Annotated in this window: 17 protein-coding genes; 5 read left to right on the forward strand and 12 right to left on the reverse strand. The window is 36.2% G+C overall.

All coding sequences use genetic code 11. The annotated features are described in order from the left end of the window. Nucleotides 1-9 precede the first annotated feature (9 nt). Both LD272_RS08020 and LD272_RS08025 read left to right on the forward strand, forming a co-directional pair. Nucleotides 10-855, forward strand: a complete 846-nt coding sequence (locus LD272_RS08020; protein WP_226036091.1) for a transketolase — start codon at nucleotides 10-12, stop codon at nucleotides 853-855. Then, a complete protein-coding gene (locus LD272_RS08025; RefSeq protein ID WP_226036092.1) occupies nucleotides 852-1,817 on the forward strand; it encodes a transketolase family protein in 966 nt (321 codons plus the stop codon). The genes LD272_RS08020 and LD272_RS08025 overlap by 4 nt, the downstream gene beginning before the upstream one ends. A 267-nt stretch (nucleotides 1,818-2,084) precedes the next feature. Here the strand turns inward: LD272_RS08025 and fba are convergent, their stop codons facing one another. The 7 genes from fba to LD272_RS08060 form a co-directional block, all read right to left on the reverse strand. After that, nucleotides 2,085-2,942: a class II fructose-1,6-bisphosphate aldolase gene (gene fba, locus LD272_RS08030; protein ID WP_226036093.1), complete on the reverse strand. Its 858-nt coding sequence runs from the start codon at nucleotides 2,940-2,942 to the stop codon at nucleotides 2,085-2,087. Between the two features lie 134 nt (nucleotides 2,943-3,076). Continuing rightward, entirely contained in the window at nucleotides 3,077-3,586 is a 510-nt protein-coding gene (locus tag LD272_RS08035) for a type 1 glutamine amidotransferase domain-containing protein (RefSeq protein ID WP_226036094.1), read from the reverse strand. An 83-nt stretch (nucleotides 3,587-3,669) separates the two neighbouring features. Further along, entirely contained in the window at nucleotides 3,670-4,548 is an 879-nt protein-coding gene (gene lsrF, locus LD272_RS08040) for a 3-hydroxy-5-phosphonooxypentane-2,4-dione thiolase (RefSeq protein WP_226036095.1), read from the reverse strand. A gap of 46 nt (nucleotides 4,549-4,594) precedes the next feature. Further along, a complete protein-coding gene (lsrB, locus tag LD272_RS08045; protein ID WP_226036096.1) occupies nucleotides 4,595-5,743 on the reverse strand; it encodes an autoinducer 2 ABC transporter substrate-binding protein LsrB in 1,149 nt (382 codons plus the stop codon). A 7-nt stretch (nucleotides 5,744-5,750) separates the two neighbouring features. Then, nucleotides 5,751-6,749, reverse strand: a complete 999-nt coding sequence (locus LD272_RS08050; protein ID WP_226036097.1) for an ABC transporter permease — start codon at nucleotides 6,747-6,749, stop codon at nucleotides 5,751-5,753. Beyond that, nucleotides 6,739-7,752, reverse strand: coding sequence for an ABC transporter permease (locus tag LD272_RS08055; RefSeq protein ID WP_226036098.1), 1,014 nt, complete (start codon nucleotides 7,750-7,752; stop codon nucleotides 6,739-6,741). Before LD272_RS08055 ends, LD272_RS08050 begins: the two co-directional genes overlap by 11 nt. Next, nucleotides 7,739-9,250: a sugar ABC transporter ATP-binding protein gene (locus LD272_RS08060; RefSeq protein ID WP_226036099.1), complete on the reverse strand. Its 1,512-nt coding sequence runs from the start codon at nucleotides 9,248-9,250 to the stop codon at nucleotides 7,739-7,741. The genes LD272_RS08055 and LD272_RS08060 overlap by 14 nt, the downstream gene beginning before the upstream one ends. A gap of 360 nt (nucleotides 9,251-9,610) precedes the next feature. Between LD272_RS08060 and LD272_RS08065 the strand changes: the two genes are divergently transcribed. The 3 genes from LD272_RS08065 (at nucleotide 9,611) to LD272_RS08075 (ending at nucleotide 12,580) form a co-directional block, all read left to right on the forward strand. Then, a complete protein-coding gene (locus LD272_RS08065) occupies nucleotides 9,611-10,528 on the forward strand; it encodes a sugar-binding transcriptional regulator (protein ID WP_226036100.1) in 918 nt (305 codons plus the stop codon). Nucleotides 10,529-10,639: 111 nt separating this feature from the next. Then, a complete protein-coding gene (gene lsrK, locus LD272_RS08070) occupies nucleotides 10,640-12,202 on the forward strand; it encodes an autoinducer-2 kinase (RefSeq protein WP_226036101.1) in 1,563 nt (520 codons plus the stop codon). 24 nt (nucleotides 12,203-12,226) lie between these two features. Next, nucleotides 12,227-12,580, forward strand: a complete 354-nt coding sequence (locus LD272_RS08075; RefSeq protein ID WP_226036102.1) for a cupin domain-containing protein — start codon at nucleotides 12,227-12,229, stop codon at nucleotides 12,578-12,580. A gap of 1,500 nt (nucleotides 12,581-14,080) precedes the next feature. On the opposite strand, the gene LD272_RS08080 is transcribed toward LD272_RS08075, so the two are convergent. The 5 genes from LD272_RS08080 to LD272_RS08100 form a co-directional block, all read right to left on the reverse strand. Continuing rightward, nucleotides 14,081-16,840, reverse strand: coding sequence for a glycoside hydrolase family 2 protein (locus LD272_RS08080; RefSeq protein WP_226036103.1), 2,760 nt, complete (start codon nucleotides 16,838-16,840; stop codon nucleotides 14,081-14,083). A gap of 13 nt (nucleotides 16,841-16,853) precedes the next feature. Beyond that, on the reverse strand, nucleotides 16,854-17,690 hold the full coding sequence (locus LD272_RS08085; RefSeq protein WP_226036104.1) for a carbohydrate ABC transporter permease: 837 nt from the start codon (nucleotides 17,688-17,690) through the stop codon (nucleotides 16,854-16,856). 26 nt (nucleotides 17,691-17,716) lie between these two features. Beyond that, nucleotides 17,717-18,655: a carbohydrate ABC transporter permease gene (locus LD272_RS08090; RefSeq protein ID WP_226036105.1), complete on the reverse strand. Its 939-nt coding sequence runs from the start codon at nucleotides 18,653-18,655 to the stop codon at nucleotides 17,717-17,719. A 73-nt stretch (nucleotides 18,656-18,728) separates the two neighbouring features. Beyond that, nucleotides 18,729-20,021, reverse strand: coding sequence for an ABC transporter substrate-binding protein (locus LD272_RS08095; RefSeq protein ID WP_226036106.1), 1,293 nt, complete (start codon nucleotides 20,019-20,021; stop codon nucleotides 18,729-18,731). Nucleotides 20,022-20,171: 150 nt separating this feature from the next. Next, nucleotides 20,172-21,083 carry an ArsR/SmtB family transcription factor gene (locus LD272_RS08100; RefSeq protein ID WP_226036107.1) on the reverse strand — a complete coding sequence of 304 codons (912 nt, stop codon included), beginning with the start codon at nucleotides 21,081-21,083 and terminating at the stop codon, nucleotides 20,172-20,174. Nucleotides 21,084-21,112 lie beyond the last annotated feature (29 nt).

Raw genomic sequence — 21,112 nt, forward strand, 5'->3', positions numbered from 1 at the left:
TGAAAGTTATTGCCTTCTTCACTAGAAGAGTTACAGCATTTAAGTGATAAAATCCGCCTTTACACATTAAAAGAACTAGAAAATCTAGGATTCGGACATTATGGTGGTAGCCTATCCATTGTTGAAACTCTTGCTGTTTTATATGGCGGTATGATGAAATATGATCCGATATCTCCAAAATGGGAAGAACGGGATTACTTTATTCTTTCTAAAGGTCATGGAGGGCCTGCACTTTACGCCACTTTATTCATTAAAGGATTCTTTGATGAAACGTTTCTCTACTCTTTAAACAAAAATGGAACTAAGCTACCATCCCATCCTGACCGCTTGAAGACACCCGGTGTCGATATGACCACCGGATCCTTAGGTCAGGGCATCTCTGTAGCAACAGGTGTAGCTCTTTCACATAAGCTTTCTAATAAACCAAACTATACATTTGCCATTGTTGGAGATGGAGAATTAAATGAGGGTCAGTGTTGGGAAGCATTTCAATTTGCTTCCCATCATAAACTAAGTCGGTTAATTGTATTTATAGACGATAACAAAAAACAACTCGACGGTCTTACTAAGGATATAATTGATCCAATTGATTTTGGACCAAAGTTTAAAGCTTTTGGGTTCTATACCCTTAAAGTCAATGGTAGCTCAGTCGGAGAAATATATCATGCGGTCGAAAAGGCAAAAACACAATCAGATAAACCAGTTGCAATTATTTTGGACACAATTAAAGGTCAAGGTGTCCCATATCTCGAACAATTAGAAAGCAATCATCATATCAGACCTTCTGAGCAGGACCATCAAGCAATTACTACAGCAATAAAGGAATTAGAATTAAGAACGGGGGTTAAAGCATGAATAGCATAAATACCTCCTATGAATTAGATCATATTGAAATGAGGCAAGTTTATGCGAACACCCTCCTTCATTTAGCACAACAAAATCCAGATATAATCGGATTAGAAGCAGATTTGATGAGTGCTATAACAACGAATAAAATAATTAAAGAAATTCCAAATCAATTGATTAACTGTGGCATCATGGAAGCCAATATGATTGGAGTGGCAGCTGGTCTTTCCCTTACCGGAAAAATCCCTTATTTGCATACGTTTGGACAGTTTGCAACAAGGCGTGCCTATGACCAGCTTTTTGTGTCTTGCAATTATGCTAAGTTGAACATAAAGATACTTGGTTCGGATGCGGGGGTAACTGCTGAACATAATGGCGGCACCCACATGGTATTTGAAGATTTAGCATTAACCAGAATCATACCAGGTGCAACAGTAATAGAAGTAAGTGATGCCTCAATGCTTCGTAATCTCCTAACACAGGTCGAGAAAATATATGGGTTCCATTATATGAGGACGATACGAAAAAATGCAGTTAAACTTTACAATAGTGACGAAACCTTTGAAATTGGAAAAGGAAAGGTGCTACGAGATGGAAATGACATAACCATTATCGCAACTGGAATAATGGTTGCAGAAGCATTACAAGCCTCTGACATGTTAGAAGCGAAGAATATCAATGCTGCAGTTATTGATCTATTTACCCTGAAACCAATCGATAGAGAGTTAATCATCCATTATGCTGAAAAAACAAACCATATTGTAACAGCTGAAAACCACAATATAATTGGCGGTTTAGGCAGTGCCGTAGCAGAGGTGTTAAGCGAGCACCGACCAACTAAGATGAAAAGAATAGGAATTAACGAGCAATTTGGTCAAGTAGGTAAAACCGATTACTTGAAAGAAGTATATGGATTAACTAAAGAACACATATATCTCCAGTGTTTAGAGCAACTTGATATTAACAAGTAAATATTTCTCGAAAAACCAACAAGACAAAATAACTTCACTGGGAAAGTTATTTTGTCTTGTTCTAGGTGAAACAGAAGGAATGGAATCTCCGCAAGCTCAAGTCTTTCTCTGATAAATAAAATCCCCTGGGTTATTCCGTCATGAGGATTATATTATCCCCGTATAGTAGACATTCCTAAAACGGGCTTATTATTGTGCATCACAAATATTTTGATCTCATTTACCAAAATGGCAAATGAGATCCGTCCAACCTTTCATCCAATATATCTACCCTTTTCCGGAGCAACCAAACAAGCGTAGCTTGCCTATAATCGTTTCTTTTACCGCTTTTCTTCCAGCATCATTATACACTCGGGCATCATACACATCCGAATCACTTTTTAAAAATTCGCGAACTGTTTTTGAAAAAGCAAGATGATTGTCAGCATTAACATTCACCTTTGCTGTTCCTAATGATATCGCCCTTTTTATATGCTCAGTAGAAAGTCCTGATCCTCCGTGTAACACCAATGGAATGCCAATTGCTTCACTGATTGCTTTCATTTCATCAAAACCTAATTTCGGTTCACCTTTGTATGGCCCATGAGCTGAACCAAGCGCTGGGGCTAAACTATCGATTCCTGTCTGTTTAACTAATTCCACACATTCTGTTAAGTCCGCATAGATAGGACCTTTAACTACAACTCCATCCTCTTGGCCGCCAATACTGCCTAATTCCGCTTCTACAGTAACCCCACGCTCATGCGCATAATCGACCACTTGCTTAGTAATTTTCGCGTTTTCCTTAAAAGGATGGTGAGATGCATCAATCATCACAGAAGTGAAACCCGCATCGATTGCAGCCTTACAATTTTCTATGCTAGATCCGTGGTCAAGGTGAAGAGCCACTGGCACGGTGATATTCATTTCACGCATTAATGCTTTTAGCATATACGTAGCTACCGAAAATCCACCGAAATAACGAACTGCTTCCTCAGTTACTCCAATAATAATAGGAGAATTTTCCTCTTTTGCCGCCCCTAAAGCAGCTTGCATCCATTCAAGATTATGAACGTCGAAATGTCCAACCGCATAACCTTCCCTTAAAGCTTTATCCAATATTTCTTTTACTGAAACAATTTCCACTTTTACGTCCCCCTTCATTCACATTTTTAGCAAAAATCCGTTGAAATCAATAGGAAACTCCTTCTACTTATCTTAATTATGATAAGCAGAAGGAAGTATACACAGAGCTTAATAACCTCTTTATAATGGGTTTTTTAACTCAGTTTCGCCAAAATCTCTCTAATAAAGGCAGGCTCATCTACAGGTGTCCGTGAAGTGATAATGTTATCGCTCACAACTACTTCTTCATCTTTAAATGACGCACCACCGTTAATTACATCATCACGAATCCCTTTAAAGCACGTCACTTCTTTCCCATCTAGAATTTTTGCACTAATCATAACTTGCGGTCCATGACAAATACCAGCGATTAACTTGGAATGATTATTGAGTTTTTTTACAAAGTTCACCGTATCATCATTAACCCTTAGCTCCTCTGGTGCACTTCCTCCTGGAATGACAACAGCGTCATAATCATTCGGATTAGCCTCTGCGGTCGAAAGCTCTGTTTCGTAGACAACTGTTCCTTTCTTGCCACGACATTCTACGCCTTTTTTATTACCAATAATCACAGTATCATGACCTGCTTCTCTTATTCTTTCGTAAGGATTTTTCATTTCTGAGTCTTCAAAATCAGGCGCAACTAAAAATGCTACTTTTGCCATATGTAAACCTCCCGATACGTTTTTTAGAAGTAAAGCTTCTACTTAATATTAGTAGAAGCTTTACAAGGTAAAATATTATTTGCTTAATTAATTAAATGTTGGAAGTACTCATATGCTTCTATATCCGAGTATCCTTCATGCACTACCTTCACGACAGCTTGAATCATTTCTTCAGGGTACTGCGATTGGAAAATGTTTCTTCCCATATCTACCCCAGCGGCACCACCTTGAATGGATTTGTACGCTAAAGTCAGTGCATCTTTTTCAGGAATTTTCTTCCCTCCAGCTACAACTAGTGGTACAGGACAAGCAGCTGCAACCTTTTCAAAATCATCACAATAGTACGTTTTAACAATCTGAACACCAAACTCTGCTAACATTCTTGTAGCTAACAAGAAGAATTGAGTTGTTCTTTCCATTTCTTTTCCAACCGCTACAACACCCATTGTTGGGATTGAATATCTTGTTCCCAGATTTACCGCTTTGTTTAATTGTTCAATAGTTTCTTTTTGCCCATCAGCACCTATGAAGGTTTGAATAGCGATAGCACTTGCATTCATTCTTACTGCATCTTCAATATCTACCACCATGGATTCGTGGCTTAGATCATCTTGTAAGATACTAGACCCGGAAGATGCTCTTAGTGCAATTGGTTTATTATAGGTTGGTGAGACACTACTACGAATAGCACCTCTCGTACCCATTAAGCAATCTACATATTTTTCTAATCTAGGAACTAATAGGTCTAATCTTTCTAATCCAGAAGTTGGTCCCATAAAGTAGCCATGGTCAAAAGCTAGCATAATAGTTTTCCCTGTATCCGGATTAAAAATCCTAGATAGACGATCTTTCATTCCCCAGTCTAAGTTAGAAGCTCCTTTTACATGAAAATTTCCACTCTCCATAAAAGGTACATCTTCCGAGAAATTTTTCGCAATTTTATTTCCAACATTATCTGCCATATTTTAAACTCTCCTCTGTGAAGTATTATTACGGATTTAATCTAAATTAAAAATCGTAGTCGTTCGTATTATCTTCTGTAAATACAATTCGTTCAGGAAGAACAATGATACCCGAATCATCAGATTCATAGTCATAACCTTGGATTGAGTTTGGCTCAAGTTTCACTTCGCCCATGTCAGGAACCTCAACCGTGTCACCTACTTTTAGTTCATTTCCTTGTGCTAGATGGTAAGCAATGTAAACAGCAAGAGCACCTTGATCCGTTACATCCCATAGACCGTGGTTTAAAATAGTTCCACTTTCAATAAACTGTCTCATTGAATTTGGAGAAGCAAATCCAGTAATAATCACATCTTCAGCAGTTAATCCCTTATTTTGTGCAGCTTGTGCCATTGCTGGAAGTGCAGTAGAGTCAGGAGCAATTATAGCGTCGATGTCAGGGTAAGAATCTAGAATACTCTCTCCCACTTGTAAAGATTTTTGTTCATTAGCATCACCGAATTGCGTTGTTACAATTTCCCAACTTGGGTATGTTTCTTCAATATAAGTTGTAGCAAACTCAACCCATGAGTTTTGGTCTGGTACAGTCGGACTTGAGTAAAACCAAGCAACTTCTTGTGGATCTTCAGGATTATCCATTTGTTCTGCTGCCATTTCAACAAGCATTTCACCTAAAATTTCTGGTGTACCTTGATTTATATAAGCAGAACGATACTCTGGATCAACATCGGAATCCCACGTTACTATTTTCATACCTGCATCTAATGCTTTTTGTAACGCTTGGTTCAAACCATCTGTTGATACAGATGATATTGCAATGGCATCAGCGCCACTGTTCACAGCACCATTAATGATTTGTACTTGGTTAGCAACTGTTCCTTCTGGAGCACCATCGTATTTAACATTGAAACCAACTTTTTCAGCCATTGCTTGTGCCCCATCGTTACCAGATTCAAAGAAAGCATTTCCTGTCATTTTAGGAATGAACACTACTTCTATGTCACTAGGATCTGCTCCTTCCGCTTCTTCTGAACTACCTTCTGACTCCGCCTCTTCTGCTGTATCTTCTGTTGTGTCTTCTGTTGTATCGCCTGAATCTCCTGAGGTTTCTTCTTCACCGGAATTACATGCAGCTAACAATAGAACTACTAACAGGATTCCGAAAATCAATTTGAATAGTTTTGTGTTTTTCATTACTAATCTACCTCCAATTTATTTTTTTGGGTACTACAATCTTTTTAAAATTAGACTTGAAATCTGAAGATATTCCTAAGAATGCAACGGATATGATGAGGAGTAACCCTGTTGCCAACCCAATATATTGAGTAGACATCCCCCCCATTTGCAAACCTACTTGTAGAAAACCTACAATAATACTTGCTAGAGCAGTTCCAACAACACCCCCTTTACCTCCTGTAATTAATGTTCCCCCTAGAACTACTACAGTCAAAATTGGCATAAGATACTCTGAACCAAAATCGGCTCTAGCACTACCTAAATAAGAAGTTAACATCACACCTGCAACTCCAGCACTTAACCCGGATAGAACATAGGTACTAGTAATTATTTTTCTAGTATCAATCCCAGAGTAATCGGCTGCGTTTTGATTAATTCCTGTTAAATATATAAATCTTCCAAATCTAGTGAGATGTAGAAGTATATAAGCAATAGCAAACATGATTAAGAATAAAATAACAGAATGCGGAATTCCTAGTACTTTTCCGTATGCAAGCTTACTAAATTGTTCCGAGAAGCCCGCAATTCCTTCATAAGCACTTACACCAGACACACCTACTAGCACAACGGCAACCCCACTGTATAGCAGCATACCACCAAGAGTGATAACCATCGCTTGCACGTTTCCATAGGCAATAAGCACCCCATTTAACAAGCCACATAATCCACCTACTAGAATCGCTAGAAGTACAGCTAACCAAATGTTAAGACCGAGTATTTGCGATAAAAGGCCTAATACAACAGAAGTTAAACCAATTATCGATCCTCCCGAGATGTCTATACCTCCCGTAATAACAACGAATGTAACGAAGAATCCGATAATAGCAATGCCTACAAAGTCATTAAAGCTATTCAATAAGATAGATATGTTCCAAAACCTTGGATTCATTAACCCAAAAACAATAATTTCTGCGATTAAAACAACAACTAAAACTAGGTTCCATTTCGGTATTTTACTTAGCATAGGATTCTCGCACCTCCTCTTGAAGGACTCTTGTATTCAGTCTTTCTTTCTTAGCTTGCTTGCTAGCATTTCTAGCGATTAGTGCGTCACTTACAACAATAATAATGAGTAGTGATCCTGAGATTGCATCATTCCAGTATGCCGGAACCTTCATATAGACGAGTGCCGAGTTAATAGAGATCATAATAATAGCACCAATACCCGCTCCAATTACCGAACCCACACCTCCACTTAACGATACGCCACCTAGAACAGCTGCCGCGATAACAGTCATTTCAATTCCAACACCCGCTGTGGTTGATATAAATCCTATTTGGGTAGCAAAAATTAATCCTGCTAAAGAGGCACACACACTTGAGATTACAAATGAAAGTGTTTTATATCGCTCTACCGGTATCCCTAATAACACCGCTCCATCCTCGTTATCTCCGATTGCGGCAAAATATCTACCCCTTCTACTTCTAGATAGATACAAATGAACCAGTATGACACTTACTACAACAATGATAGATAGAACGTTCATACCCATAAAGCTCAATTGAGAGAGTTGTTTAAACTCTATTGGTAAATTTTCCACCCATTGTCCATCGGTATAGATGACTTGCACCACTCTCGTTATTTCAAGCATACCTAAGGTCATAATAAAGGAAGAAATTTTTAATTTTGTTACCCCTAATCCGTTGATCAAACCGATAACCGCTCCAATTAGAATGGCTACAGCGATTGCAACAAGGAAGCTACCTCCGTCTCTAAGAATCATGCCACTTACCGCAGCGCTAAGTCCTAAAACACCACCCACTGAAATATCTATATTTCCAGTTAGTAGAACAAATGTCATCCCGACTGCGAGTACAATATACAGCAGACTACTTTTAAGAGAATTTGCAATGTTATTTATTGATAGAAAATCTGTGTTCACGATACCTACTACGACAAATAGTACGATTAAAAATAGAAAGGTTCTAAATTCACGTTTAGCTGTTATCGATTTAATTTTCGACATATGTTTCACTTCCTTCATATGTTCCAAAAGCTACTTTCATAACGTTGGTAGCATTTATTTCATTTAATCCGAGAAAAGCATTACACACTCCTCGGTAAATACCAAAGATCCGATCACTAATTCGTTCTATTTCTTCTAAGTCTGACGAGATAAGCAGTATCGAATATCCTTGTTCTTTTAACTCTGTAATGATTGAGTAAATATCACTTCGTGCGGCTGCGTCAATTCCTCTAGTAGGTTCGTCCATGATGATTAACTGTGGGTTAGTAGATAAGATTCTCGCAATAACTGCTTTTTGTTGATTCCCACCAGATAATGACTTTATTTCATCTTCCTGGTTACTAAGTAAAATACTTAAGCGTTCTACGTATTCATTTGTAACTTTTTTCTCAAATTTCTTTTTAAGAAAAAATCCTTGTCGTTTTATGATTTGTGCTGTGATATTATTCCGAATAGAACTAATAGAAAAAATCCCATGTAAAAATCGATCCTCTGGGATATAAGATAAACCGCTTTCAATAGTTTCATTAATTCCTAGTTTCGTAATATCGTCTCCATTTAAGTAAACCTTTCCACTACTGACTTGATTTATCCCATAAATCGCTTCTGCAATTTCTGTTCTTCCTGCTCCAACTAAGCCACCTAAACCAACAACTTCTCCTTTAAATACATCGAAACTAATATTTCTAAATCCATCACCACTGATGTTTTCAACCTTTAAAATTGGTTCTTCATTTTCACGATTTACTAGTTTCTTCTCAAATTTATCTTTGTATCTATTTTCATTTCCTTCTGGTAACAGACCTTTAATGAGCATTTCCTTTGTAAACTTTTCAATCTTCCCTTTAAGTGTGACTTTACCATCGCGCAAAATCACTGCATGTGTGGAAATCTGAAATACTTCATCTAGTCTATGAGTAATATAGAAGATCCCAACACCGGAAGACTTTAGTTTTTCGATGACTGTAAACAGTGACTTGGTTTCCGAAAACGTTAATGCAGAAGTTGGTTCATCTAAAATTAACACCTTCGCTTCTCTTAAAAGCCCTTTGATAATTTCTAGTTGCTGTTGCTCTGCAATCGTTAATGAATTCGCTAATCGATTTAGATCAATATCCCAACCTAATTCCTCAATTAAATTTTTAGATTGTTCTTTTACATCGCTTTTGTCTTTGTTAAATCCAATTGTAAGATTTTGTTCAACCGTCATATTTGGAAATAATAACGGCTCTTGCGGAACCAAGTAAATCCCTTTTTCATGAGCTAAACGTGGATTATACTGATGGATTTTCTCACTGTTTATCTCAATCGTCCCATCATCAGCTTTATATACACCAGTAAGAATTTTCATTAATGTACTTTTACCAGCTCCATTACCACCAATAATCGAGATAACTTCAGATTCAGCAATTTCTAAAGAAACCCCTTTCAAAACTTTGTTTTGGTTAAAAGACTTTTGTATGTTCTCTAACTTAACTAAGTTCCTAACAGATACCATTGTTTCAACCCTCCTACATCTTGATATGTAATCGACCAATTGTAATCGCTTTCTTAATTTATAATTCTATTATAGTTTCAAACTTTTTATTTATCAAGTATCATTTTATTATTTTATTATTTTTTATTTTTTAAACTAAACCTACTATTTCATAAGGTGATTTTAGATCAATCACAAATAATATACGTCGATAAAACCTTGGTAATAAAGAATAAACTACACTTATCGACATTCTATATAAAGTTACTATTATAGTAATTGACCAAATCAATTTTTACTGTTATATTTAACTTAAATATCAAACATAAGTTTTATATACAATAATTTGTTCCAAAAATACCTTGTAAAGAGTGATGAATTATGTCCTATGAAAATGATCTAATTGCAAAAATTGCATGGAAATATTACAACGAAGGTCTAACTCAAAATGAAATAGCAGAATCGTTAAATTTATCCAGAATGAAAGTCATAAAATTTCTAGAAAAGGCGAAAACCAACAACATAGTACAATTTAAAGTAAATCTAGATAAAAGCTACAATATGGATCTACAGAATGAGATTAAAGAGAAATACGAGTTAAGTGATATATATATTGTTCCGTCTTCCACCCAAAATATAGCTGATAGTTTAAAGATAGCTGCCGCTCAATATATCGAGGATCGTATCACTCGGGACACCATGATAAATATTGGCTATGGGGAAGCTGTATCTAAAACATTAGGAAATCTAAATATTTCAACGAAGTACAAGGTTACATTTGTTTCCTTATCTGGTGGAGTGAAATTTTATATGCCTACAGCTATTAACACTTATTCTGATTACTACACCAACCCAAACTATACACACTACATCATGCCATCACCTCTTATGGTTTCGACTGAAAACCTTGCTCAAGAGATGTTAGATGAAAAACCAATTAAAGAAATCTCACAGATGATTCCACATTCCACTATTACTGTCGTTGGAATTGGAGCATTAAATGAAAAGGCCACTCTCGTCAAAGAGGGATATCTAAATTTGAATGATATGGAAATTTTAAAATCCAAAGGAGCCGTTGGTGATTTATTAAGTCAGTTTTATGATATCGATGGGAATGTTCTTCAAATTGATTTACACAAAAAATTGATTAGCACTGAAATTAGTATGTTAAAATCGCTCAACCATGTTGTTGCCGTAGCCGGAGGAATCAAAAAAAGGGAGGCGATTATCGGTGCATTAAAAGGAGGATACATCGATGTATTAATCACAGATGAGAGTGTTGCAGAGAGTTTAATTTAAAAGTGTACCATCCATTGCCTTGTTAGAAACTCGGCTTCTCGCCTAGCTTTTTGGGCGAAAGCCTTAGTTTTACTTATACTTTCATTAAATTAATAAGAAAGGAAGATACACATGAGCAACTTTTTAATGGCAATTGACGCTGGTACTGGTAGCGTCAGAGTAATATTGTTTGATTCGCTTGGTAATGAATTGTGTGTTTCCCAATCCGAGTGGACACATAAAGAAGATGTGCGTTATCCTGGATCGATGGATTTCGATGTGCATACAAACATTGCAATCATACAAGATTTAATTAAAGAAACCATCAAAAAAAGTAATGTGGATCCAAAGGATATCGTTTCCATTTCAACAACAAGCATGCGAGAGGCTATTGTGTTATACGATGAGAATGGTAAGGAACTATGGGCTTGCGCAAACGTAGATTCACGCTCAGTGAATGAGGTCTCTAACCTTCACAAAATAAGTAATACGCTCGAGTCCGATATTTATAAAGCATCTGGTCAAACATTCTCATTAGGTGCGATCCCTAGAATTTTGTGGGTTAAAAATAACATTCCCGAAACGTACAATAATACCAAATATGTGACCATGCTCAATGATTGGATTACCTATCGTCTAACGGATATTATCTCTGTTGAACCTTCTAACGGCTGTACAACAGGTATTTTTGACATTAAGGACAGAGCCTGGGACCCTACTATTGCAGAAAAGGCAGGTTTAAGAAGTGATATTTATCCAGTCGTATATGAAAGTGGTACAGTTATTGGCAATGTTACTAAAAAAATGGCAACGCTTACAGATTTGAGCACCAAAACATTAGTAGTCGCAGGTGGCGGCGATGCCCAACTAGGTTGTATCGGAATGGGTGTAATAAACGATGGCGATGCAGGTATCTTGGGCGGTAGTTTTTGGCAGTATGAATATACAACTAAGGATTTAAAAATAGACGACCATTGCAGAGTAAGAATAAACTGTCACTCCGTTCCTAATACATGGCAGTATGAGGCAATTGCGTTCTTCCCTGGACTTGTAATGAGATGGTTCAGAGATAGTTTCTGTGAATTAGAGAAACATATTCAACTAGAAACTGGTGAAAGTATTTATGCACAAATGGAAAAACGCGCCAAACAAGTACCAGTAGGTAGTAATGGGATGTTAAGTACATTTTCAGATAAGATGAACTACATTTCATGGAAGCATGCAGCACCTGGATTTATCAATTTTAAACTAGATTCAGAAAAATTTAATAAAGCAACTTTTTATAGAGCCCTTATGGAAAACGCTGCATTTGTAACCAAAGGAAACATCGAATTAGTTAATGAAATAACAAATACTTCTCCAAAGTCCGTCGTCTTCGCCGGCGGAGCTTCTAAGAGTGACTTATGGTGCCAAATAATTGCAGATGTCCTAAATAAACCAGTTAAGGTTCCGGTAGTTAGAGAATCCACTGCACTCGGTGCAGCTATATGTGCTGGAATTGGAGCACGAATCTATGAAAGTTTTGATGACGCGATTTCAAAAGTTGTTAAATTTGAAAAAAACTTCTATCCAATTGAAGAAAATAATCAAGTATATGAAGATATTTTCAAAAACTGGAAGGCAATCTATGAAAATCAACTAGAGTTAGCTGATAAAGGTCTTACCGATCACATGTGGATTGCACCAGGTTTATAAAAATAGTATAAAGGAGAGATTATGATGACAATTATTAACGAAACTGAAAAAGACTATCGATTTGGTGACAGTGGACCTAAGTATTTACAAAAAGGACCTAGAATGAATTTTGGTATCGTTGTATTAAAGCCTGGTCAAGATTTTATTGCACACTATCACAATATCATGGAAGAGAACTTTTATATTTTAGAAGGAGAACTTGAAATCCATATTGATGAAGAAATCTTCTATTGTAAAAAAGGTGACTTTATCCATGTAGAACCTAAGAAAGTTCACTATTTAATCAATAAAGGTAAAACAGACTTTAAAGCAACTTTCATGCTTTCGCCTTATCAAGAAAAAGATAAAGTGGATGTAGATTATAAACCTTATAGCTAAGTAAAATAAGGACGAATCTTATTTGCCAAGTGGGAAATAAGATTCGTCCTTACCTATTACTCCAGCTCAAATATTATCCTATCATAATAGCTCTCCCACCCTATTTTCAGAGCAAATACTATTTTATTCTCTTCAAAGCTATGTAGGAAAGATATTATCTACATCCACAATTAAACTATAATTGATAACGCCATTCTCGATAGCTCTGTTGATATTCCTTAGGTAATGCTATCTTTCATTTCGTACCAGTTTCAGTCTCCCCGGGCGAGACTGGTTCAGCCGGCAACAAATCATCCCTACCATAATAGAACTCCATTTCTTTTAAGTCACTGTAACTACGGTCAAACCAGGGATATTGATACGATTCTTTAATTAAATTAAAGTAAAAGGACTCATATTGGAATTCCACGTCACTGTTATTTTCTATGATTATATCAAACGAAACAAACTTCGTCCGTTCTCTTTCATACTTCTGCTTTTTAGTTCAACCTTCTACATCTTCACCGAGAAAGGTATCAAACGATTTGGATACAGTTAATTGCACAACATGGTTATACTGGTTTCTACTATGATCATTACATTAACAAAGATGAATTTATTATCCTCTGCTATACCAACGTCTAAAAATATATATAAATGGGGTAAATATCCCTTCCATAAGCATTATATCAACCTTGATACAAAGTATGCCTTCACATCCATGTTAATGAGGCAGCAATATATATTTAAAACACTTTTAATTTCTATAGTTAGTTTCTTTTACAAAAATATCCTAATATTTTATAAACTAGTCATGAAATTTCAAAAATTTAAAATAATTTGAAGGTTATTATAGGTTTTTATAGAAACTACATTAATATACAAATAAACAAAATATGGAGGTAAAATTAATGACATTTACCACATTCAAGCTTAACAAAAGTATTTTAGATCCTATCCACGGACTTATAAGAATGACCGAGGAAGAAATGGACGGCGTGGCGCCTGTCACTTCCCGGAAGGAATAATTTGTTAATACAGGATATTAAAAAACCTAACCCACACCTAGATATTTAAATGTACCCCCTATAGAGTAGGCACTTTTAGTATTTTTGTTTCAACATAATTCTAAAAATATTTTCTATCCTTATGTAGTTTTGTATTCTGAAAAAATCCTAGTTTTTTTAAGGGTGGGGTTGTTTTTAATAGGACCATCGTGTCTAATACCACCTAATTTTTGTTGAGCATAGTTCGTTGGGTTTATTTTTCATCCAACTAATTTTGATATGTTATAAATTTAGTTAATATAGGAAATATTTAAGGGATTTACTATGAGGAATTTTATAGAAAGAGATACATTATATCCACATGTTTAACCACCCGAACTATCTCAAGTGACCGGCACTTTGTTCCTGGACAAGGAACCTGCGAACTGTCCCCGATGCCCCCCTTTCAGCTACCTCACAAAAAAAGACGGCCCCGCTCATGCAGGACCCATCCTTTGATCGATTCACTATTTGATTAGTTATACTGTTTGCAAGAATCAGTTTCAGCTAGCGTCGCTTGTTTATTAGCTCGCTCGATAAAATTATTCACTAATTGAGTGGCTATTGGATGCTTCGTATAAGTATCTATTAACTTCCAGGTTGTAACGGTTAAGGATCCTTTTGCATTTGATTGAACCAAAGTAGACCCTCCCACTTGTCCTGCCCAACCCTGAAAATATCCTGAAACAATCTGACTTGTTTCAGGAATGGTATCATTACCAAACATATAAACCACACGGCCAACCGTACCACCCATTTTATTGTAGTCACTGAACGGAACCACATAATCTGGATATAAGTTCTCGAATTCCCAACCCATTTCCTTATTCAAAGGTACTCCAGAAAAATAGGAAGTATCGACATAATTTAAGGAGGAGGTGCGATCCCAACTTTCGCCTTGATCAAGTTCTCTAAAAGTGAATTGTCCCTTTTCAACTAACTTATCTCCTTCTTCAGCAAGGAACAACACGTGACCTCCCGTCCGGTAGTACTCTACTATTGAAGTATTCAACGTATTTGTAACAACAACCTCAGCTTCAGTAAGTTTATCTGTAAGATTATATCCACTATTCTTTAAATTTGCTTTAAACTCGCTATTCATTGGACCAGCATATACTTTTATTGGAGTAACTTCTTTTCGTGGAGATATTGTCATTTCCACTTCGTTCCTTGCCGCAATCTCATCGTTAAGAACTAGTCTCATTTCTAGTTTATAAAAGGATGAATCGTCCACATTAGGCACCACGAAACGAATTGCTTCTGGTAATTTCACATGAAGCTTATCTCCTTCATCTATGTTGATACTTCCTGAAATATCTGTATTTGAAATCTTCCATTCCAATGTTCCATAAAGCCGTTTCATGTCATGATTCGAAATGATTACATCCCACGCTTGCTCTTCACCACACCACATATTATGTTTAGTAGGGTCAGCCATTACAACTAAATCACCATTAAAGATGAAAGCATGTTCAAAACCCGCTTTCACGTCTCTTGTATAATCGAGCCAACCATTTGTTTCCCATTCAATATCTGTAAATTCCGTGACAACATATCCATTTATCTCAGGTTTTTTACGCATCTCTTCAATTAAGGATTGACATGCACGGAACATTCGCTTTTGCGAGTGTTCTGATAAATTTTCTATGTCATGAAAAACTGTATCTAACTGGTATTTCTTAAAGTTCTCAAATATAGTTAATGGCTTTTTAAAATCTTCTTTATGCGTATCATCTCCAAGGTTTTCAAACCAAGAAGGATATCCTTCAAAATAATCGACTAATTTCTGTACACTCGGAAGTCCCCAAACACCAAATTCAGAGACAATAATTGGCTCATCATTAGGCTGATATCCTTCAACATAATTTTTTTCAGGGGTATCTATCATATAGTTACTCAGCTCATTCTTCCATTCATTTACCTGTTCAGGTAATGAAAAGTAACTATGATAGTCGTTAATATCCGTTTTCACATGCGTCCAACCTGAATTGTCACAAATCAATCGAGTTGAATCCAATGTTTTTACTGAATCGTACATCTCTTTCACATGTTTTTGCTTTTCTAAATCGTTTGCTAAATCCCATTCCAAACCCCATTCTTCATTATATAAGGACCAAATAATAATAGATGGGTGGTTATAATCACGACGGATCATCGCTAGTAATTCGCTATAAAATCTACGATTACTTTGGTGAGACCATTTCACAACGTTTGGTGGCTCCTGCCAAATCAACATCCCCATACGATCCGCCCAATAAAGGTAGCGAGGAATTTCTACTTTAATGTGTTTTCGTAATAAGTTAAATCCCATTTTCTTAGCTGCATTTATTTCATCCCTTATCCATTGGTCGGAAGGGGCATAATACAATGTATCGGGATAAAAAGCCTGATCTAAGGCACCACGAACATAAAGCGGCTTATCATTTAGCTGAATTTTTCCCTCATCAAACGTAACTTTTCGCATACCGAAATACGTTTTGTAGGAATCGATTATTTCATCTCCATTTTTTATCGTAACCTGAAGATCATATAAATGTGGACTGTCCGGCGACCATAGTCTCATATCAGTAATTGGTAGTGTACTTTGAACACATTCTGAAACCAAAGCATGGTGCACTCCATTGATCTTCTGGCTATCTAAATGATTTGAAATAACATATTCAACTTTTAGTTGATCACGCCACTCACCAGCAATAAGCACTTTCGCATCTACTGCCTTTTCATCAATATTTGGTTCAATATGTACATGATCAATATAGCATTCAGAACGATATTCCAAATAAACATCCTGCCAAATCCCACTAACTCTTGTGTACCAGCTGCCCTGTTTTCCAATCGGAATCTCCGCATTATCTTTTGGATCATAGACACGGACACTTAACCGATTTAGTTTACCTTTAATTGATTGGTTCGTAATATCAAATTCAAATGGTGTAAATCCTCCTTCATGATCACCGATATATTCTCCGTTAATCCATACAGAGGCATGAAAATCGACAGCACCAAAATAAAGGATGGCTCTTTTATCCGATGGAAGTTCATCAACTGTGAAGAACCTTTCATACCATGCAACACCACAGTAATGAATGAATTCTTCTTCTTTTTGCCAAATATGAGGAACTTCTACTTCAATGGATTCTTGCAATCCATTTGTAAACCAGCAATATTTTTCACCAATATCTTTCCGGTCCGTTTGAAATTTCCATGTTCCATTTAAATTTTGTTTCTTTCTCATACAATTCCCTCCACTATTTTATGCCAGTCATAGAGATACCTTTTATAATATGTTTTTGGAATATTAAAAACACGATCAATGCAGGTACACTTGCAATTACATTCGAAGCCATTGGTACTGCTAAATCCGTTGCAAAGTTACTTTGAAATGTTGGAATCCCAACAGGTAACGTCATCATACTAGTTTCTTGGGCAACCAATAATGGCCATAATAAGTTGTTCCATGATTGAATAAACACAAAAATACTAACGGCTGCCATCGAGCTTTTAGAAAGCGGAAGAATAATCTTCAACCATGTAATAAATGGACCTGCACCGTCAATTTTTGCTGCTTCCAACAATTCTGTAGGAAGTTGATCAATAAATTGTTTAAGTATTAAAAAGGCAAGTGGCAACATCATCCCTGGCCAGATTAGGGCATGAAATGTATTTACCCAATTTAGACTAACCATCATATTAAATAAAGGAACGACAATAGATTCCATAGGAACCATTAACCCTGCTAAAATAAGAACAAAAATAAGTCTTTTCCCTTTAAAATCGAGTCGAGAAACGGCAAATGCTGCCCAGGAACTTACAAAAACAGTAATAACTGTTTGAATTACTCCAACAACTACACTGTTAAATGTCCAGCGCCACATCATTGCTGTTCCATCTGGTTTCAAAACCTCTTTAAAACTTTCTAATGTATAAGGTGGACTTAGTAGTTCTCCTATTACAGTTACAGTTGAACCTGGCAACTTAAATGATGATATAATCATCCATAATAATGGAATAAACATTATAATCGCTAAAAAGTATGCGAAAAAATAGACCCAAAACTTTCCGGTTAGTTTTCTCTTACTATTCATTTTTCCACCTCCTGCAAATTCTAAGATCACTTTTTAGTCTTTGTCACTTTATATTGAATTAAGGAAATTAATAAAACAGCAATAAACAGAACAAAGGAAACCGCTGACGCATATCCCATTTCCCATTGTCTGAATGCAATTTGATAAACGTAGTGGACTAGTGGTGTTGTCGATATACCTGGTCCGCCGTTGGTAATGAGAAAAGTTTGCCCAAACAATTTAAACGAAGCAATTGTTTGTAATAAAATAACCATTGCTGTTACACCTTTTAAAGAAGGCAAGGTGATGTACCAAAATTTCTTCCAACTACTTGCCCCATCAATATCCGCCGCTTCATACAGATCATCTGGAATTTCCTGCAGGCCCGCTAAGAACAAAATCATATTAAAACCAGCGGTCCACCACAGGGTAGCAATAAGGATCGAAAGCCAACCCATTTCCCAACTACCAAACCATTGAATCTCAGTTGTGATCCCAACCATCTTCAAGGTCTCTGATAATAAACCTGTTCGAGATTGTAGAATGAAAACCCAAATACTACCCATTACAGAAATCGAGAGCATATAAGGCATAAAATAAATACTTCGAAGAATAGTCGTACCCTTCAACTTCATATTAACGAACAAGGCCATCAACAAACCCAAAACAACAATTGTAGGTGTTGAAATCAATACAAAATACAGGGTATTTCCAAATGAAACCCAAAACTTTGAATCTTGAGCCATATAAATATAGTTCTCAAATCCAGCAAAGGTTTGTTCTACACCATAGGAACCGGTATAAAAGCTAGATATAAATCCTTGAACAATCGGATAAACCCAAAACCACAGATATAACACCATGAACGGAGCAAGAAATACCAGTGCATAAACATAGTTTTTCATTCTCTCTCTCTTAGATGCTAAATTTATATTCTTTTTAATGTCTTTATTTAGATCCTTTTTTACAACTGTATCACTTTGCATAAACTTGGCTCACTCCCTTAAAAATAAGAAGTGAGATGATAGACACACACCCCACTTCCTATTTAGTTATCACCTATTTATTTAAAAGCTCTTCCACCTTTCCTTGTGCTTCTTTAATTCCATCTTCCACAGAAATTTGTCCATAATTGATTTTGACAAGCGATTCGAGAATAGCATCATTAATCGCCCCTAATTTATCCGATTGAGGCATATATTTTACATCTTCCATAACAGCTGCATACTCAGAACGATATGGCATCGATTGATAGACATCCGATTCTATAACAGAAGTTTTTGCAGGAACATGACCTGCTTCTGCCCACATATGTCCATTCTCTGTTAACCAATCAGCAAATTTAACTGCTGCAATTTGTTTTTCTTTATCATCCTGATTAGGAACAACTAACGTATGTGAATCTCCCCAAGCAGCAGGCTGATCATAAAGTTGTGGGAATGGAACCGCTGCAAAATCTAGAGATTCTTCTGTTTCAAAATTTCCAGTTGCCCATACCCCAGAGAACGTTATTGCTGCATCTTGAGTTTTAAAGATATCATAGCTGTTATCGCCAATATCTTCTGGCATTAGATCTTCTTCCAACCACGTTTTCATTAAATTCATAGCTTCCTTACTTTCAGGAGTATCTATATTCACTTGCCCATCTTCTATATAATTTGTACCTTGTTGATTTATAAGCGCATCCCATATCCAGAACGTAAAGACATTGTTACTTCCAATGACTAACGGAGACACATCCGAAGGTAATTCTTGCTTCAATGTCCTAAGTACCTCTGTAAACCCTTCTACTCCTTGTTCCATTTTAATTGAACCGTCTTCGTTTAATAGACCAGCATCACCTAAATACTTTTTGTTATAGAACATAATAACCGCATGGGTATCGAGTGGTACCGCATAATGGTTCCCATCCTTCATGATTGCATTCACTTGATTTTCTGAAAAATCGGACCAATCAAGACCAGCTTCACTAGCCAACTCATCTAAAGGTGCTAATTTGTCCGTTGGAAGCAGTTCACCTAAATGAGAAACATGAGATACTGCAACATCTGGCGCTGTATTAGATACAAGTGCTGTCTTAAATTTCGTGTAGTAATCATCCCAATTGTTATTCATAAACTCTACTTTAATATCGCTTTGAGACTTATTAAACTCACTAACCATATCTTCCATAAATTCACCATCCGAACCACTGAATGGAACCCAATAAGAAAGCTCTATGACATCATTGCCATTGCCTTCTGCTTCACCTCCACCATCAGATGATGTGTTATTCCCTTCCCCCGATGAACAACCTACCATAAATAAAACAAGTACGAAAAAAACAATTGAAACCCTTTTCATTTTAAACATTAACAAATCCCCCTTTCAAATTTAAAAAAATTATAACATAGGTTTTTATTTTATTTCAACATTTATTATAATAAAAGATAAATATGTGTAATAAAAATTTTTTAGAACAAAAAAAGCTCATTTAACAATGAGCTAATTTTATCAAATTTCCTATTCATAACGTAAATTCATAATAATACCTTGTTTATAGTTACCAAACTCCCTACCAAACAAATTGACCCCGCCAACATTTAAGGCATCTTCTTTAACCCCAATTCTTAGTGATATAAACGGGTTATCATTCAACTTTAAATCTTCAATTCGAACATCAAAAATTTTCACACCATCGAGAAAAGTTCCATCTTTGTTTACCTTCCAGTTCTTTAATAAACCATATTGCGTGAAATGAATTCCCCACCATTTAGGGGTATTAAAACCTCTTTGCCCTCCAAAATCCCCGGGCGAGGTCCAGGTACCTACTTCTATATCGTTAACCCAAAATGTTATATCTGATGGCCAATCAAGTTTATGATAAGGAGCCTCTGAACAAATCTCCACACTAAATTCAACTTCCGTTGGTTGCGCCCCATACGGAACACGATTAGGGTATCGATACTCCACATAACCAGCTTTAAAGTAGAGCAACTGAGCCAATCTACGACTAGTTTCATAGAACGAACGCGGATCATCTTGCATGCCGATATAATCGTCTGTACCAACCAAGCCACAACTAGGCTCAGTCTTACAAACTATATATTCTCCAACAGGCATGTCTATCCTAATATTATTCTTTTCTAACTCATTATCTTCTTCAAACAAATCAATAATTATACGATCAAAATTTTTAGAATTTACCTTCTTAGTCCCTCTTCCAGGAACTAATTCACTAATGATCAAATCCATTTCTTCTAGCTTTTTAACATTAACAGCCGTTGTCGAAAATGGAATTCCCAACTTCTTTGACAAGTCATTGACATTATGAGGACCTCTACTTAGTAGTTTAAGAATATTTATACGATGCTCATTAGAAATTGCTTTACAAACTTCTAATGCATTATCCATTGTTAAATGTAAATCCTTCATAAGGGTCACCTCTTTTTTATTACAACTTT

It is taken from the genome of Aquibacillus saliphilus, assembly GCF_020404745.1.
Lineage (GTDB): Bacteria > Bacillota > Bacilli > Bacillales > Amphibacillaceae > Aquibacillus > Aquibacillus saliphilus.

Bases quoted from the DNA above. Each gene is read 5' to 3' on its own strand.
- LD272_RS08025 (WP_226036092.1), top strand. From the start codon at position 852: ATGAATAGCATAAATACCTCCTATGAATTAGATCATATTGAAATGAGG.
- LD272_RS08035 (WP_226036094.1), bottom strand. From the start codon at position 3,586: ATGGCAAAAGTAGCATTTTTAGTTGCGCCTGATTTTGAAGACTCAGAA.
- lsrF (WP_226036095.1), bottom strand. From the start codon at position 4,548: ATGGCAGATAATGTTGGAAATAAAATTGCGAAAAATTTCTCGGAAGAT.
- lsrB (WP_226036096.1), bottom strand. From the start codon at position 5,743: ATGAAAAACACAAAACTATTCAAATTGATTTTCGGAATCCTGTTAGTA.
- LD272_RS08050 (WP_226036097.1), bottom strand. From the start codon at position 6,749: ATGCTAAGTAAAATACCGAAATGGAACCTAGTTTTAGTTGTTGTTTTA.
- LD272_RS08055 (WP_226036098.1), bottom strand. From the start codon at position 7,752: ATGTCGAAAATTAAATCGATAACAGCTAAACGTGAATTTAGAACCTTT.
- LD272_RS08060 (WP_226036099.1), bottom strand. From the start codon at position 9,250: ATGGTATCTGTTAGGAACTTAGTTAAGTTAGAGAACATACAAAAGTCT.
- LD272_RS08065 (WP_226036100.1), top strand. From the start codon at position 9,611: ATGTCCTATGAAAATGATCTAATTGCAAAAATTGCATGGAAATATTAC.
- lsrK (WP_226036101.1), top strand. From the start codon at position 10,640: ATGAGCAACTTTTTAATGGCAATTGACGCTGGTACTGGTAGCGTCAGA.
- LD272_RS08075 (WP_226036102.1), top strand. From the start codon at position 12,227: ATGACAATTATTAACGAAACTGAAAAAGACTATCGATTTGGTGACAGT.
- LD272_RS08080 (WP_226036103.1), bottom strand. From the start codon at position 16,840: ATGAGAAAGAAACAAAATTTAAATGGAACATGGAAATTTCAAACGGAC.
- LD272_RS08085 (WP_226036104.1), bottom strand. From the start codon at position 17,690: ATGAATAGTAAGAGAAAACTAACCGGAAAGTTTTGGGTCTATTTTTTC.
- LD272_RS08090 (WP_226036105.1), bottom strand. From the start codon at position 18,655: ATGCAAAGTGATACAGTTGTAAAAAAGGATCTAAATAAAGACATTAAA.
- LD272_RS08095 (WP_226036106.1), bottom strand. From the start codon at position 20,021: ATGTTTAAAATGAAAAGGGTTTCAATTGTTTTTTTCGTACTTGTTTTA.
- LD272_RS08100 (WP_226036107.1), bottom strand. From the start codon at position 21,083: ATGAAGGATTTACATTTAACAATGGATAATGCATTAGAAGTTTGTAAA.